Consider the following 15,636-nt stretch of genomic DNA (forward strand, 5'->3'; position numbering starts at 1 on the left):
CCCTAATTTCAAAAAACTTTTCAACCGTGTTTTTTTTCAGCAAAAACCGAGTAAAAGAACAATCCTTAAACAATTATTAAGCTAAACATCCAATACCGAAGTGAAACAGTAGAGTAAAATAGAAATATAAGAAGACTGATAGGACAAATCACCATGCAACTAAATACCCAACAGCAGGCCGCCCAGCGAAATCTTTCCTACTTACTGGCTGAAAAGATTGGTCAGCGTATTCTCGCAGGAGAATATGAAGCGGGCAGTATACTGCCCGGCGAAATAGAGTTGGGTGAACAATTTGGTGTAAGTCGCACCGCAGTACGTGAAGCAGTAAAAATACTGGCAGCGAAGGGGATGCTATTGCCGCGCCCACGAATTGGTACTCGTGTTATGCCACAGACGAATTGGAACTACCTTGATCAGGAATTATTAACGTGGTGGATGACCAAGGAGAATTTTGATCAGGTCATGCAACACTTCCTTATACTAAGAACATCGTTGGAACCACAAGCCTGTTATCTGGCAGCAACACATGCCAATGAGAAACAGCGGGAGCTGTTAGCATCATTAGTTGCAGAAATGCGTGCGCTGCATAGCAACTTTAATCGTGAGCAATGGATTCAGGTGGATACCCAGTTTCATAAATTAATTTATGAAGCTAGCGGCAATCCATTTTTAACCTCTTTTGCTAACTTATTCAGTTCGGTTTATTACAGCTACTTTCGTGCTATTACTGGTGATGAAGTGATTAAGCTACAACATCATCAGAACATTGTAGATACTATTCTGGCAGGTGATAACCAAGGTGCTTTATTCGCCTGTCAGGTGCTATTAAAAACGGTAGACTGACGACAGCACTATCAGCCACATGCTATTTATATAAAGAAGAAAAATTATCGCCCCCATATAAATCACCAGGACGGATAATGATAAAATCTGCGCGCAGTATGGCAGGCCTTCCCTGGATAGCGGCTATGGCTTTCTTTATGCAGGCTTTGGATGCCACCATACTGAATACTGCTCTCCCTTCAATCGCCGAAAGCCTTAACCGTTCGCCGCTGACAATGCAGTCAGCCATTATTAGCTATACCCTGACAGTCGCGATGTTGATTCCAGTTAGTGGTTGGCTGGCTGATCGTTTTGGTACCCGCCGAATTTTTATCCTGGCAGTTTCTTTATTTACCTTCGGATCACTGCTCTGTGCGCTTTCAGATTCACTGGCTTTCTTAGTGGCTTCTCGAGTCATTCAAGGGATCGGTGGGGCGATGATGATGCCGGTAGCCAGGCTGGCGCTTATCCGGGCTTATCCACGCAGTGAGTTATTACCGGTTTTAAATTTTGTTACTATTCCAGGGTTAGTCGGGCCAATCATGGGGCCATTATTGGGCGGGTTGCTGGTGACTTATACCTCCTGGCATTGGATTTTTATCCTTAATATCCCTATTGGCTTATTAGGTATTTTTTATGCCCGCAAATATATGCCAAATTTTACTATGCCGAAGCGCACCTTTGATTTTATTGGTTTCCTACTATTTGGTATCAGCTTAGTTATGATATCCGTCAGCCTAGAGATTATGGGCCGACCAGAAATCGCAGATTATTTGCCTGCCGCAACCATGCTAGGCGGCCTATTAATGCTGGTTTTCTATATATTCCATGCCAAAGGCCATCCTAACCCACTTATTGGTTTGCCATTATTTAAAACCCGGACATTCTCCGTGGGGATTGCCGGTAACGTAGCCTCCCGTTTAGGGACTGGCTGTGTGCCTTTTTTAATGCCGTTGATGTTACAAGTTGGATTCGGTTATTCCGCACTTATCGCCGGTTGCATGATGGCTCCCACCGCGATTGGATCTATCATGGCAAAATCAGCCGTCACACAGGTGCTGCGCTCACTAGGCTATCGTAAAGTACTAGTCGGTATAACCTTAATTATCGGGGTACTGATTGCTTCTTTTGCGTTGCAATCTCCAGGGATGCCGGCGTGGATGATGATATTGCCGCTATTTATATTAGGCATAGCGATGTCGACCCAATTTACTGCAATGAATACAATTACACTGGCTGATTTGACTGATAACAATGCCAGCTCCGGTAACAGTGTTCTGGCGGTAACCCAGCAATTATCGATAAGCTTCGGGATCGCTATCAGTGCGGCTGTGTTGCGTTTTTATGATGAGTTGTCGTTAGGCGGTAATGTTGACCACTTCCACTACACCTTTATCACCATGGGAATAGTGACATTGCTATCATCTCTGGTGTTCTTATTACTCAAACCCAGAGATGGAGACAATTTAATTCAGGGCCGTAATGTGAAGAAAGCAGCCCCGCCGGTAAAAAATAACGTTTAACGGGGGGAGACTGAACCGCGTTCTATTAGCTCGGGGGTGAGAGTCAGAACTTGTGGATCCGCTTCCGGGTTATTCAACCGATGGATCAGCGTATCAATAGCCAGTTCACCCAGATCATCTTTGGGTTGATGAATAGTGGTCAATGGTGGCGTCATATATTGTGCAATTTCAATATCATCATAACCAATGACCGCCATATGTTGTGGAATGGATAACCCCACCTGATATAAAGCCTGATAAACCCCGACCGCCATCGCATCATTACTGGTAAACACCGCGTCTGGAGGTTGTGGCAGCGCAAGTAGCTGCTTCATGGCAACCAGGCCGCCACCAAATTCAAAATTACTAACAACTTCATATCCGTTAATAATCGGCAAACCTGCACGTGTCATTGCCTGACGATACCCCTTCAGCCGTTCTTGAGCGGAGGTTTTATCCTGTGGCCCCGTAATACAAGCGATACGGGTATAGCCTTTGGCAATCAAATATGACGTTGCCATTTCCCCGCCCAATAATGAATTATCCTGAATGACGTCATTGACCCCCTCAAAGGGGGCCCAGTCCATCATAATAATAGGCAATGAAGGATAGCAGCGCAGAATGTCTTGGGAAGGACGGTGGCTCTCGGTACACATGAGCAGCAGACCATCGACACGTTTTTGCATCAATGTTTCTATACTACGGCTCATACGGTCGATATCGCCCTCGGTATTACACAGAATCAAACTGTAGCCACGCTCATAACAACTACGCTCAACACCACGCACGACCTCCGCATAAAATGGGTTACTACTGGCAGTAACCAACATGCCAATCGTGCGGGTTTGATTCAGTTTCAGGCTACGAGCCAGTGCTGATGGAGCATAATTAAGTTGTTTGATAGCAGCCAATACTTTGTCGCGAATAGGATCACTGACAAAACGATTTTTATTGATAACGTGCGAGACTGTTGAGGTTGATACACCCGCCAGGCGGGCAACATCTTTCATAGTGGCCACGTTTTACACTCGTTCTTGTAAGAAACTATCGATTTCAGTACGCCATGGAATGGACGGTTGTGCTCCAGACCAAGTGACCGCAATAGCCGCCGCGGCATGAGCAAAACGGACTGCGGCATCCATAGACTGGCCTTCTAATAAAGCTGTCAATAATGCACCGTTAAATGTATCACCGGCAGCAATGGTATCTACGGCATTTACCTTGAACCCCGCCACTAGCTTGCCTTTACCTTGTTCACTGAGCCATACGCCACGGCTACCTAAGGTGATGATCACGGTAGCAATGCCTTTATGATGCAGAATTTGTGCTGCTTTCGCTGCATCATCATCCAGCTCAATATGAATACCAGTCAAACGCTCGGCTTCCGTTTCATTAGGCGTGATCATATCAACCAGAGCTAATAACTCATCGGGTAATTTACGGGCGGGCGCCGGATTAAGGATAACCTGAGTTTGATGCTGCTTCGCCAGTTTAGCGGCCGCAATAACTGTGTCGAGCGGTGACTCCAGTTGCATTAATAGTGCATCAGCATCGATCACTTGCTGTTGGTAGCGGCGAAGATACTCTGGTGTCACCGCTGAATTAGCTCCCGCATCAATACCAATCACATTTTCACCATCGCTATTCACGAAGATCAATGCTACACCGGTAGTCGCCCCCGTAATAGCCTCGATAGGCTGAGTATCAATGTTATCGGCAGTGAGCTGCTGACGCACCCTTTCACCAATATCATCATCACCCACACAGGCAATAAATGCGACATCCGCGCCACTACGGCCAGCAGCAACCGCTTGATTAGCCCCTTTGCCACCGAAAGCAACGTTATACTGCTTCCCGATCACCGTTTCACCCGGACGTGGAAACTGCTCAATATTCAGAATATGGTCGGCATTGATACTGCCCAACACCACCAGCTTACCTGTTTCCATCGTATTTATTCCTTTGTCCTTGAAATTGCAGGGGTAGCTGCTCTCTTTACTCGGCTCACGCAGTGAACCACGTTCAAAATGGTTTATAACCAATTTATAGTTTGCTGGCTACCTACCTGCAACTTCAATTACTTTGGGTATTATTGAATAACAACGTGCTAGTGACTGACTTTATTATTTAGTCACTAATTTCAAATCAACCGGAATGACAGACTGTACCTTTTCGCCTTTCAATACCTTATCTGCGGTTTGTACGCCAATAACACCAATCTGATCGGGACGTTGAGCAATTGTCGCCCCCAGTTTGCCGCCTTCAACCGCTTTGATGCCATCATCTGTGCCATCAAAACCCACCACTAGCACATCCGTTTTACCCGCAGTCTGTAAAGCACGTAAAGCACCCAGCGCCATTTCATCGTTCTGAGCAAATACCGCCTGAACATTTGGGTAAGCTGTCAGCAGGTTCTGCATCACATTCAAGCCTTTAGTACGGTCAAAATCCGCAGGCTGGCTGGCTAACAACTGGAATTGATGCTGTTCCATTGATTGTTTAAAACCTTCACCACGCTCACGGGCAGCAGAAGCCCCCGCAATACCTTCCAGTTGAATCACTTTCGCGTCATTACCCAGTTTTTTGGCAATGAAATCACCGGCTATTTTACCACCAAAGCGGTTATCAGATGCGATGTGGCTGACTACGGTGCCTGAATTTGCCAAGCGGTCTAATGTAATCACGGGAATATTCGCCTGATTAGCCATTTTAACGGCATTACCAACAGCATCAGAGTCTGTTGGGTTGATAAGCAGTAATTTGGTGCCACGGACAGTCAAGTCCTGCACGTTGGCCAGCTCTTTAGCGGGGTTATTCTGAGAATCCAAGACCACCAGGTTATAGCCCAGTTTATCGGCCTCTTTCTGCGCACCGTCTTTCATTGAAACAAAGAACGGGTTATTCAGGGTGGAAACCACCAGCGCGATAGTGTCTTTTGCCAGCGCGTTAGCACTTACGGTGGCGCTCAACGCAACAACAGAGATCAAAGTAGCCAGTTTCTTCATTTTCATGGTCGCACTTCCTGTAGGGAGGTTAGCAAAATCAATTAATCTGGTAGGCGTTATTGCTGCAAACAAACGGCCTACTGCTTTTTGTTCTCTACCAATACTGCCAGCAAGATCACCACTGCTTTAACGATCATTTGGTAGTAAGAGGAGACACCTAATAAATTCAAACCATTATTTAAGAAGCCGAGGATGAGTGCGCCAATTAAGGTACCCACTATTCGCCCTTTCCCCCCGGCAAGACTGGTGCCGCCTAAAACCACAGCCGCGATAGCATCCAACTCATAGCCAGTACCTGCTGTAGGTTGTGCCGACGATAGACGGGCAACTTCAATAATCCCAGCCAGTGCAGCTAACAATCCACATAATGAATAAACAATAATTTTAACTTTATCGACGCTGATCCCCGATAGACGAGTTGCAGACTCATTGCCCCCCAGCGCGTAGATATAACGACCCAGGCGGGTATGATGCAACATGTACCATGCGGCAAGAAACACAATGGCCATCAACCAGATAGGAGTGGGTACGCCAAATGGGCGACCAATACCGAACCAACCAAATGTATCCGCCACCTCAGTAAAACCGGTATTGACCGGGCTACCATTGGTGTAAACCATGGTCACACCGCGTAACAACAGCATCATAACCAGTGTCGCAATAAATGCCTGCACCTTCCCTTTGGCAACAATAACTCCGGTTATGGCACCAATAAAGGCACCCAATGCTAACGCCGCAGCCACGGCAACCAAGGCATTGACTTCCAACCCAACAATTGAGGCCGCTACCGCGCCAGTCAACGCCAGCAATGACCCCACCGATAAATCAATACCGGATGTCAGAATAACCAGTGTCATCCCTACCGCCATGATGGCGTTGACAGAGGTCTGCTGAAGAATGTTAAACATATTATTAAGGGTGAAAAAGTTCGGGCTTAGTGACGAAACCACCGCTATCAGCACCAATAGCGCAATCAGTGATTTTTGTTCTAATAACCATTCTTTACTGAACCAGCGTTTTGTCTGGATAGTGTGAGAACTCATATCTGATGACTCCTGCTCTACGCGCCATGACTTATAAATCAATAAATTGCTTACCAACGGCTGCTGCCATCAATACTTCTTGGGTAGCTTGCTCAATAGAGAACTCGCCGCTTAGCTGACCTTCATGCATGACGAGAACACGATCACTCATGCCCAATACTTCCGGCATTTCTGAAGAAATCAGAATGATACTTAGCCCTTCCTGCTTGAACTGATTGATTAATTGATAGATTTCTTTTTTAGCCCCAACATCTACCCCTCGGGTTGGTTCATCAAGAATTAATACTTTAGGCCGGGTCATCAAACCACGGGCAATCGCCACTTTTTGTTGGTTGCCACCGGATAACAAACCGATAGGTTGTTCCATGGAAGGTGTTTTTATATTGAATAAACGGATGAAGTCGGCCACAGCCAGCCGCTCATCAGCATGCTTGAGCGAACCGCCTGAATGGCTGAAATAGCGTAATGCCGTTAAAGACATATTCTCTTTGACTGACATACCCAGCACCAGACCATCCCGCTTGCGGTCTTCAGAAATGTAGACGATGCCGTTTGCCAAGCCATCCTGTGGTGAGCGAGTCACTACTTCTCGTCCATCCAACATGATAGAACCTGATTTGCGCGGTAAGGCACCATAGATGATTTTCATCAATTCAGTACGGCCAGCCCCCATCAAGCCAGCAACACCGAGGATCTCACTACCGTAGAGCGTAAAGCTGACGTTTTTCACGCCTGGGCCACATAACTGTTTAACCTGCAGACGTTTTTCACCACGTGGTAAATTCAAGCGCGGATATTGTTCTTCCAGTTTACGGCCAACCATCATCTCTATAAGTGAGTTTTCGGTCAGACTACTCACCGGTTTTTCGGCGATAAACTGCCCATCACGGAATACCGTCACATCGTCGCAAATTTCAAAGATTTCTTTTAATCGATGAGAGATATAAACAATGCCACGCCCTTGAGCTTTCAGCTCATTAATAACGTTAAATAAAGAGGCTGTTTCGGTATCCGTCAAGGCATCGGTTGGTTCATCCATAATGATGACTTTAGATTCAAAGCTCAGCACCTTGGCAATTTCCACCATTTGCTGATCACCAATGGAAAGCTCACCGACCAGCCGATGGCTGCTATAACTGATATTCAGGCGCGCTAGCAATAAATCGGCTTCGGCATACATCTTTTTCCAATCAATGCCGCCAAGGCGGTTAACAAATTCACGACCCAAAAAGATATTTTCAGCGATAGTTAACTGTGGGATCAGGTTAAGTTCCTGATGAATAATGCCAATGCCTGCTTCCTGTGAAGCCTTGGGACCCGCAAACACCACTTCTTTACCCAAGAAATGCTGACTGCCAGTATCTTTACTGTAGATACCCGTCAGCACTTTCATCATGGTTGATTTCCCCGCACCATTTTCCCCCACCAGCGCCATAACTCTGCCAGGGTAGACACTGAGCGCAGCACCGGAGAGTGCTTTGACGCCGGGGAAGGCTTTATCAATTCCTTTAAGTTGCAGTAAAGGTTGCATAAAGGCCTCAGAAGGTTACGCCGGAGCAGAGAATGATGTTAGCAAAGGGAGAGCACTCTCCGCTGCGTATCACCGCCCGACTTTGTTTGGTTTGCTCTTTGAACACCTTATGGCTGATATAACGCAGAGTAATTTGATTTCCCTGCTGTTGCTCAAGTTGTGTTAGCAGCGCGAGTAATGCCTCATGAAGTTGCGGATTATTTTTAACGATCTCTTGCGCAAGGTAAGCACTCTCAACCTGCATTTCTTGCGTTACCACATCGACAACCTGCAGAAACCCTGGCACGCCTCGTGTTAATGCCAAATCGATTCGTGTAGTGGTTGCCGGTATCGGTAGCCCTGCGTCACCTATCACAATCTGATCGGTATGGCCCAGACGGGAGATAACAGCGGAGATATCAGAGTTAAGTAATGCACCTTTTTTCATGTTCTACTCCAAGAGCGAAACGTTTCGCTAATAAGGAGTTTAGAAAAATGGCAGCAGAAGGCAAACCTAATTTAGCGAAATTGTGATCGCAATCGAAACGTTTCGCTGGCGATATAAAAAGCAGAAGGATCTTTAGAGAGGTTATTGACAAAGTGCCTGCAACGGAGAGAACAGGCAGATCGTAAAGACGCCGGCTTCCCTGTATAAAAATAGCCTTCCCTGGGGGCTCGAGCCGCGCCCTCCCTGGCGCGGACGCTTTACTCCTCTGCCTATCCTCACCGTTCAAGATCAAGTCATCGGGGGTTGTCAGCAGTCTGAGACCGTTATGATTAACGGCCTTTCAATTAAATTTCCACTTGTGTCCCAAGTTCAATAACCCTATTGGGTGGGATCTCAAACTGATCTGGTGCACGTAATGCATTACGGCTAAGTGCAATAAATAACTTGCCACGTAAAAATAAGTGCCATGGCCGCTTGGTAAGGATTAACGATTCATGTGACATGAAGAACGAGGTTTCCATCATCTGGCAAGATAAACCTTCCAAGCCACAACGGTGGAAAATTTCCGCCACATTAGGTGTTTCACGCCAACCGTATCTGGCAACCACCCGCCAAAAAGTTGGAGAAAGCTGCTCGATGGTAACCCGCTCCACATTATGCACATAAGGTACATCTTCCGTACGCATCGTGAGCAACACAACACGGGCATGTAACACTTTGTTGTGCTTAAGGTTATGTAATAGTGCGAATGGAATGACATCCATTGCTCGTGACATATACACCGCCGTACCAGGTACTCGTACTGGCGGTGACTTCTCCAGTGAGGCAATCATCGCTTCCAGTGAATTACTGTGTTCATGCATACGACGCAGTAAACTGAAACGCTCACTTTTCCAGGTAGTCATAATAATAAACATCACCAAGCCCAGAGACAGTGGTAACCAACCCCCAGAGAATAATTTAAGCGCATTGGCAGAAAACATTGGGATATCGATAATCAGCAAGACTATCAGTAAAAATGCGACAAGAAAGCGATTCCAATGCCAGTTTTTCCATGCCACGGTACAAAACAGAATACTGGTGATAACCATAGTACCGGTAACCGCTATCCCATAAGCCGCCGCCAAATTACTGGAACGTTCAAAACCGACAATCACTAACACCACCGCTAAATAGAGGGTCCAGTTGATCACCGGGATATATATCTGGCCAGATTCCATCTCTGAAGTATGAATAATTCGCATAGGTGGCAAATACCCTAAACGAACAGCCTGCCGAGTAAGTGAAAACACGCCAGAAATCACCGCCTGTGAGGCAATAACGGTGGCTAACGTCGCCAGAATGAGTAATGGGATCAGTGCCCAGTCGGGGGCCAGTAGGAAGAAGGGGTTTTTGATAGCTTCAGGATTTTTCAGTAATAACGCCCCCTGACCAAAATAATTCAGCACCAACGAAGGTAAAACCACAGTAAACCAGGCGAGTCGAATAGGAAATTTACCAAAATGCCCCATATCCGCATACAACGCCTCAACGCCGGTGATCGCCAGTACTACGGCACCAAGGGCAAAAAATGAAACAGACTTATATTCGATAAAAAAGCTTATTGCCCATTTGGGATTCAGCGCAGCCAAAACTTCTGGGTTAGCAATAATACTGCGCAGGCCAAGTAAGGCTAGCGTCAGGAACCACACCAGCATAACGGGTGCGAAGAGTTTACCGACACTGCCAGTGCCATGCTTTTGAATCACAAAAAGTAGTGTTAATACAGCAATGGAGCAGGGAACAATATAGGGATCAAGGGCAGGTGCAGCAATTTCCAACCCTTCAATGGCCGACATCACTGAGATTGCCGGGGTAATGACCACTTCACCATAAAAGAAGCTGCCACCAATTAACCCGAGGACCACCAAAATAGACGTGGCTCTGGAAGAGGTATTACGCCCTGCCAAAGACATTAACGTTAAAATCCCCCCTTCACCCGCGTTATCAGCCCGCATTACATAGGTCAGATATTTAACCGAGACCACTAGAATCAGCATCCAGAAAATCAGCGATAAAAAACCAAACACCACATCTGGTCGGACATCAAAACCATAATGACCAGAAAAACACTCTCTCAAGGTATAGAGTGGGCTGGTGCCAATATCACCGTAAACGACCCCGATTGCGGCCAAAGTCACCGCGGATAAAGACTGTTTATGTTCTGTGCTCATAAGTTATTTCTTTTTGCTAGAACATCCATAAGCTGATGTGTGCGTTTAAGACCCCGTGACAGTGGGTTCTGTAGCCTTTGACGCCTACTAAAAGGCGCTCAGTATGCATGATTTAAATGGATTGCCTACTCTTAAATTAGAGCAGAAAAAGAGTAAAGTTTAATCAAAAATAAATAGTTGATGATATAAAAATTTCACTAGTCAACAAGCTATCCCATTAAGGAAAAAGAGGATTTATTCCCTTTTATCAGGTAAAAATTAACTCATCAGAGGAACATGTAGAACAATTATGGCGCAATCATCGCAATTGGCAGAAAGAATATCTCGCTTAAGTAATGCTCTTGAAAGTGGGCTGTATGAAAGACAGGAAGCCATTCGTTTATGCTTACTGGCGGCACTCAGTGGTGAAAGTGTATTTCTGCTCGGTCCACCGGGGATTGCCAAAAGCCTGATTGCCCGTCGCCTGAAATTTGCTTTCCGCCATGCCAGGGCATTTGAGTACCTGATGACCCGTTTTTCTACACCGGAAGAGGTTTTTGGCCCGCTGTCCATACAGGCATTAAAAGAAGAAGGGCGCTACCAACGAATGACCGGGGGCTACCTGCCAGAAGCGGAAATTGTCTTCCTCGATGAAATCTGGAAGGCAGGCCCGGCTATCCTTAATACTCTACTGACCGCCATTAATGAACGGCGCTTTCGAAATGGTGATCGGGAAGACAGTATCCCGATGCGCTTACTGGTAACCGCGTCCAATGAGTTACCAGACGCTGACAGCAGCCTGGAAGCACTTTATGACCGGATGCTGATCCGTCTGTGGCTAGACCGGGTACAAGAGAAACAAAATTTCCGCTCACTGCTGATCAGCAGACAAAATGAAAATCACAATCCGGTGGCTGAAAACCTCAGCATCACTGATGAAGAATTCCACCAATGGCAGCCATTAATCGATAAAATCACACTACCGGACCACTGCTTTGAGCTTATTTTTCAGCTACGTCAACGACTCAGCGCTCTGGAACACGCCCCTTATGTCTCTGACCGCCGCTGGAAGAAGGCATTGCGTCTGCTGCAAGCCAGTGCATTCTTCAGTGGCCGTGATGAAATAACCCCTATTGATCTGATTTTACTGAAAGATTGCCTATGGCATGACCTTAACTCGCTCAAATTACTGCAACAGCAACTGGAACAATTGCTGACGGAGCAAGGGTATCAACAGCAAAGCTTATTAATGAAGTTACAGGATATTAATAGCAAATGGTTGCAACATCAGCAGCAGCAAAGTGACCACCAGGCGCTAACAGTAATTAAGCAAAGCGGCATGTTCAGCCGAAAAGCGCAATATGCTCTGCCAGATAATCTGACAAACAGTACCTTGACGCTATTACTGCAAAAACCGCTTAATTTACATGATATTCAGGTCAATCACTTGCAAGTTGAGAAAGAGGCTCTTGCTCAATGGTTGAGTAAAGGTGGCGCTTTACGGGCCAAATTAAATGGCGTTGGCTATGCACAATCTATCGATGCGGAAATTGATGATCAGTTACATATAATCATACTAGATGTGAGCCGCCAGCCATCAACATTGTCCCTACCGGGTGTCTCAACCACTAGCGTACCGCCAGAACTGCTGGTGGCACTCACCGAACTGGAAAGTACGCTGGCAGAACAACGGCGCTTATTTAGCCAGCATCAGCCTTGTTTATTTACACCATCATCTTGGCTGGCAAAAATAGAGGCCAACCTTTTGCAGGTGGCGGAACAATTTAAACATCAATGTCAGCAACTTCAACAAGTTAAACAACAACTGAGTGGACACTGACCGATGTTCAGTCTGGCAACACTGGATATGCTGCTGTCGATAAGTGAAGGCGAACTTATCGAAGAGATGGTGGTAGGTTTACTGGCGGCACCTCAATTGGCGATTTTCTTTGAAAAATTCCCGCGGATTAAACGGGCATTAATGAAAGATATCCCCGGCTGGAAACAAAATTTACAACAACGGATCCGTGAAGCTAGCGTTCCGCCGGGGCTGGCGAATGAATTTTCCTTATATCAACAGAGTCTGTTGGAGGATAGCCCACAGTTTTATGCGCATCTGCCCGATATCGTGGCACAGTTACAAGATTTGCATTCCCCTTTTGCAGCGCAGGCTAAAACATTATTACAAACTGCAGACCTGGCAAAAAATCCTCAGGGCGGGAATAGCCTACAAACACTTTTTTTACAACGTTGGCGTGTCAGTCTGACTCTACAAACCATCACGATTCATCATCAGTTGTTAGAACAAGAACGGGAGCAGCTCTTAGCTGAACTACAGCAGAGATTAGCGCTCAGTGGTGCATTGGAACCCATACTCACCACCAATGATAATGCCGCTGGGAGACTTTGGGATATGAGTCAGGGGCATTTGCAACGTGGCGATTATCAATTATTGCTGCAATATGGCGATTTTCTGCAACAGCAACCTGAATTAATGCGTTTGGCCGAACAGCTTGGCCGCAGCCGTTCAGCCAAAGCACAACCAACACCTGACGCCCGCTATGAGCCTTACACCGTCATGGTACGCCAGCCAGATTCAGTGCCTGAGGAGGTCAGTGGCATTCATCAGAGTAATGACATTCTGCGATTATTACCGACTGAACTGGTGATGTTAGGGATGAGTGAACTGGAGTTTGAATTTTATCGCCGCTTATTGGAACGGCGCTTGCTCACATACCGATTACAAGGGGACAACTGGCAGGAAAAAACGCTACAGAGACCCGTCAGCCTTAAACAAAATGATGAGCAACCCCGTGGGCCATTTATTGTCTGCGTCGATACTTCAGGCTCTATGGGGGGCTTCAACGAGCAATGCGCCAAAGCATTTTGTCTGGCCTTACTCCGTATCGCGTTGGCCGATAATCGCCGCTGTTACATCATGTTATTTTCTACCGAAATAATTCACTACGAGCTATCAGCCGACAATGGTATTGAGCAAGCCATACGTTTCCTCAACCAACATTTTCGTGGTGGTACTGATCTGGCGGCATGTTTAACCAACACGCTAAATAAAATGGAAGACAGAGAATGGTATGATGCAGACGCGGTAATCATTTCAGACTTTATCGCCCAGCGTTTACCAGAAGAGTTAGTCAGAAAAATCAAAATCCAACAGCAAGCTCAACAGCACCGTTTCCATGCCGTTGCCATGTCCGCTTATGGCAAACCAGGGATCATGCGCATTTTCGATCATGTCTGGCGTTTTGATACAGGCTTAAAAAGCCGCTTGATACGCCGCTGGAAACGATAATCCCCTATAGTTATGCCGCCTACAGACTGATTAAAGTTAAAAACCCGCTATAACTGATACAGTTATAGCGGGTTAGCTAGGGGGATAACGACTAGATTTTACAGCAGACCATCAACTTTCTCGCTGATTTCAGGGCCCCAAACACCACATTGAACCTGACCAATATGTTGCTTCTGTAGCAATAACATCACTAAGCGGGACTGACCAATACCTCCACCGATAGTTTGTGGCATTTCACCGCGCAACAGTGATTGATGCCATTCCAGTTCCAAGCGGTCTTCATCACCAGTAAGGACTAACTGACGCTTAAGTGCTTCTGCATCAACACGAATTCCCATAGAAGATATCTCAAAGGCATCTTCCAATATTGGGTTCCAGACAATAATATCGCCGTTTAATCCAGAGAAACCTTCCGCACTCGGGGAGGTCCAGTCATCGTAATCTGGCGCACGAACATCATGGGATTGACCATCCGCCAATTTGCCACCAATCCCTATAAGGAAGACAGCCCCCAACTCTTTAGCAATTGCACGTTCACGGCCTTTAGCATCTAAATCAGGGAACCTGGCACGCAGGCTTTCGCTGTGAATAAACTGAATATGATCCGGTAGGAAGGTCTTCACACCAAACTCATCACTGATCGCCGCTTCAGTTTCTTTAATCGCTGCATAAATCTTGTTAACTGTGGATTTCAGGTAAGCCAGGTTACGTTCACCGTCACCCATAACACGTTCCCAATCCCACTGATCTACATATACAGAATGAATAGCACTCAGGCGATCTTCATCTGGGCGCAATGCTTTCATATGGGTATAAACCCCTTGGTCAGCACCAAAATCAAAACGCCCTAAGGTTTTACGTTTCCACTTCGCTAATGAATGTACAACTTCAAAAGTTGAATCTGGCAATGATTTAACTTTTACCTGTACCGCTTTCTCAGAACCAGAAAGGTTATCTTGGGTACCATCGCCCACACGGCTCAAAATAGGCGCCTGGACTTCGATCAAGCCAAGTTGTTGCTCTAATTGACGGGAAAAAAATGATTTTACGAAGCTTATTTGTTGTTGTTTTTGGATAAATTGTTTTTTCATTGCTGTTTTCTCAATTCGTTATGTTTAGTTATGCCTACTGGCTTGTCATCGATTAAGCAACAGAATGAGGGTTAAATTCAATATCCAATAACAAATATAGCCATTGTTGTTTTAATAATGAATTTATATGGCACTATAATTGAGATATCGATAAAAAAATGGGGGAAATATGAGTGAAATTTATCAGATCGATAATCTCGATCGCAGCATCCTGAAAGCATTAATGGAAAATGCACGCACACCCTATGCTGAATTAGCCAAAATCTTCACCGTTAGCCCCGGAACTATTCATGTAAGAGTAGAAAAGATGCGGCAAGCAGGGATCATTACCGCAGCTTGTGTACACGTTAACCCAAAACAACTGGGTTACGACGTTTGCTGCTTTATCGGCATAATCTTGAAAAGTGCTAAAGATTACCCTTCAGCCCTGAAAAAATTGGAAAGCTTGGAAGAAGTGGTTGAGGCCTATTACACCACTGGCCACTACAGCATATTTATTAAAGTGATGTGTAAATCCATTGATGCATTGCAGCAGGTACTTATCAACAAGATCCAGACTATTGATGAGATCCAGTCAACCGAGACGCTAATATCACTGCAAAACCCTATCATGCGTACGATCGTCCCTTAATCCCAAAATAACTATACCCACATTATCCACAGCTAGATCCCAGCTGATTCACAGAGTACAATACTGGCTCTCTACTTCAGTT

General features: G+C 45.9%; 13 protein-coding genes. 5 read left to right on the plus strand and 8 right to left on the minus strand.

All coding sequences use genetic code 11. From position 1 onward, the window contains the following. Positions 1 to 153 precede the first annotated feature (153 nt). Positions 154 to 843, plus strand: a complete 690-nt coding sequence (locus AC971_RS17555; protein WP_025381992.1) for a FadR/GntR family transcriptional regulator — start codon at positions 154 to 156, stop codon at positions 841 to 843. Between the two features lie 77 nt (positions 844 to 920). After that, entirely contained in the window at positions 921 to 2,345 is a 1,425-nt protein-coding gene (gene mdtD / locus AC971_RS17560) for a multidrug transporter subunit MdtD (protein ID WP_025381991.1), read from the plus strand. Here mdtD and rbsR read toward each other — a convergent pair. The 7 genes from rbsR to kup all read right to left on the minus strand — a co-directional run bounded on the left by rbsR (position 2,342) and on the right by kup (position 10,543). Further along, entirely contained in the window at positions 2,342 to 3,343 is a 1,002-nt protein-coding gene (gene rbsR, locus AC971_RS17565; protein ID WP_025381990.1) for a ribose operon transcriptional repressor RbsR, read from the minus strand. The genes mdtD and rbsR overlap by 4 nt on opposite strands. 3 nt (positions 3,344 to 3,346) lie before the next feature. Continuing rightward, complete coding sequence (rbsK, locus tag AC971_RS17570) at positions 3,347 to 4,273, minus strand: ribokinase (RefSeq protein ID WP_025381989.1); 927 nt, start codon at positions 4,271 to 4,273, stop codon at positions 3,347 to 3,349. 174 nt (positions 4,274 to 4,447) lie between these two features. Continuing rightward, positions 4,448 to 5,335, minus strand: a complete 888-nt coding sequence (gene rbsB / locus AC971_RS17575; RefSeq protein WP_025381988.1) for a ribose ABC transporter substrate-binding protein RbsB — start codon at positions 5,333 to 5,335, stop codon at positions 4,448 to 4,450. Between the two features lie 71 nt (positions 5,336 to 5,406). Then, positions 5,407 to 6,372: a ribose ABC transporter permease gene (rbsC, locus tag AC971_RS17580; protein ID WP_025381987.1), complete on the minus strand. Its 966-nt coding sequence runs from the start codon at positions 6,370 to 6,372 to the stop codon at positions 5,407 to 5,409. 31 nt (positions 6,373 to 6,403) lie between these two features. Next, positions 6,404 to 7,903: a ribose ABC transporter ATP-binding protein RbsA gene (rbsA, locus tag AC971_RS17585; protein WP_025381986.1), complete on the minus strand. Its 1,500-nt coding sequence runs from the start codon at positions 7,901 to 7,903 to the stop codon at positions 6,404 to 6,406. 7 nt (positions 7,904 to 7,910) lie between these two features. Then, the gene (gene rbsD / locus AC971_RS17590) at positions 7,911 to 8,330 is read right to left on the minus strand and encodes a D-ribose pyranase (RefSeq protein WP_025381985.1); all 420 of its coding nucleotides are present in this window, start codon (positions 8,328 to 8,330) and stop codon (positions 7,911 to 7,913) included. Between the two features lie 344 nt (positions 8,331 to 8,674). Then, the gene (gene kup / locus AC971_RS17595; RefSeq protein ID WP_025381984.1) at positions 8,675 to 10,543 is read right to left on the minus strand and encodes a low affinity potassium transporter Kup; all 1,869 of its coding nucleotides are present in this window, start codon (positions 10,541 to 10,543) and stop codon (positions 8,675 to 8,677) included. A 289-nt stretch (positions 10,544 to 10,832) separates the two neighbouring features. On the opposite strand from kup, the gene ravA reads away from it, so the two are divergent. Both ravA and viaA read left to right on the plus strand, forming a co-directional pair. After that, positions 10,833 to 12,362, plus strand: coding sequence for an ATPase RavA (ravA, locus tag AC971_RS17600; RefSeq protein WP_025381983.1), 1,530 nt, complete (start codon positions 10,833 to 10,835; stop codon positions 12,360 to 12,362). 3 nt (positions 12,363 to 12,365) lie between these two features. Next, complete coding sequence (viaA, locus tag AC971_RS17605) at positions 12,366 to 13,832, plus strand: ATPase RavA stimulator ViaA (RefSeq protein ID WP_025381982.1); 1,467 nt, start codon at positions 12,366 to 12,368, stop codon at positions 13,830 to 13,832. Between the two features lie 98 nt (positions 13,833 to 13,930). Here the strand turns inward: viaA and asnA are convergent, their stop codons facing one another. Next, the gene (gene asnA, locus AC971_RS17610; protein WP_025381981.1) at positions 13,931 to 14,923 is read right to left on the minus strand and encodes an aspartate--ammonia ligase; all 993 of its coding nucleotides are present in this window, start codon (positions 14,921 to 14,923) and stop codon (positions 13,931 to 13,933) included. A gap of 169 nt (positions 14,924 to 15,092) precedes the next feature. Between asnA and asnC the strand changes: the two genes are divergently transcribed. Then, positions 15,093 to 15,554 (plus strand): transcriptional regulator AsnC, encoded by a 462-nt coding sequence (gene asnC / locus AC971_RS17615; RefSeq protein WP_025381980.1) that lies wholly within the window; start codon positions 15,093 to 15,095, stop codon positions 15,552 to 15,554. Positions 15,555 to 15,636 lie beyond the last annotated feature (82 nt).

Origin of the sequence: Yersinia similis, assembly GCF_001053095.1 — a bacterium.
In the GTDB taxonomy this organism is placed as follows: Bacteria; Pseudomonadota; Gammaproteobacteria; order Enterobacterales; family Enterobacteriaceae; genus Yersinia; species Yersinia similis.

Excerpts from the sequence above, each read along its gene's own strand:
- AC971_RS17555 (WP_025381992.1), top strand. The coding sequence starts at position 154 with ATGCAACTAAATACCCAACAGCAGGCCGCCCAGCGAAATCTTTCCTAC.
- mdtD (WP_025381991.1), top strand. The coding sequence starts at position 921 with ATGATAAAATCTGCGCGCAGTATGGCAGGCCTTCCCTGGATAGCGGCT.
- rbsK (WP_025381989.1), bottom strand. The coding sequence starts at position 4,273 with ATGGAAACAGGTAAGCTGGTGGTGTTGGGCAGTATCAATGCCGACCAT.
- rbsB (WP_025381988.1), bottom strand. The coding sequence starts at position 5,335 with ATGAAAATGAAGAAACTGGCTACTTTGATCTCTGTTGTTGCGTTGAGC.
- rbsC (WP_025381987.1), bottom strand. The coding sequence starts at position 6,372 with ATGAGTTCTCACACTATCCAGACAAAACGCTGGTTCAGTAAAGAATGG.
- rbsA (WP_025381986.1), bottom strand. The coding sequence starts at position 7,903 with ATGCAACCTTTACTGCAACTTAAAGGAATTGATAAAGCCTTCCCCGGC.
- rbsD (WP_025381985.1), bottom strand. The coding sequence starts at position 8,330 with ATGAAAAAAGGTGCATTACTTAACTCTGATATCTCCGCTGTTATCTCC.
- kup (WP_025381984.1), bottom strand. The coding sequence starts at position 10,543 with ATGAGCACAGAACATAAACAGTCTTTATCCGCGGTGACTTTGGCCGCA.
- ravA (WP_025381983.1), top strand. The coding sequence starts at position 10,833 with ATGGCGCAATCATCGCAATTGGCAGAAAGAATATCTCGCTTAAGTAAT.
- viaA (WP_025381982.1), top strand. The coding sequence starts at position 12,366 with ATGTTCAGTCTGGCAACACTGGATATGCTGCTGTCGATAAGTGAAGGC.
- asnA (WP_025381981.1), bottom strand. The coding sequence starts at position 14,923 with ATGAAAAAACAATTTATCCAAAAACAACAACAAATAAGCTTCGTAAAA.
- asnC (WP_025381980.1), top strand. The coding sequence starts at position 15,093 with ATGAGTGAAATTTATCAGATCGATAATCTCGATCGCAGCATCCTGAAA.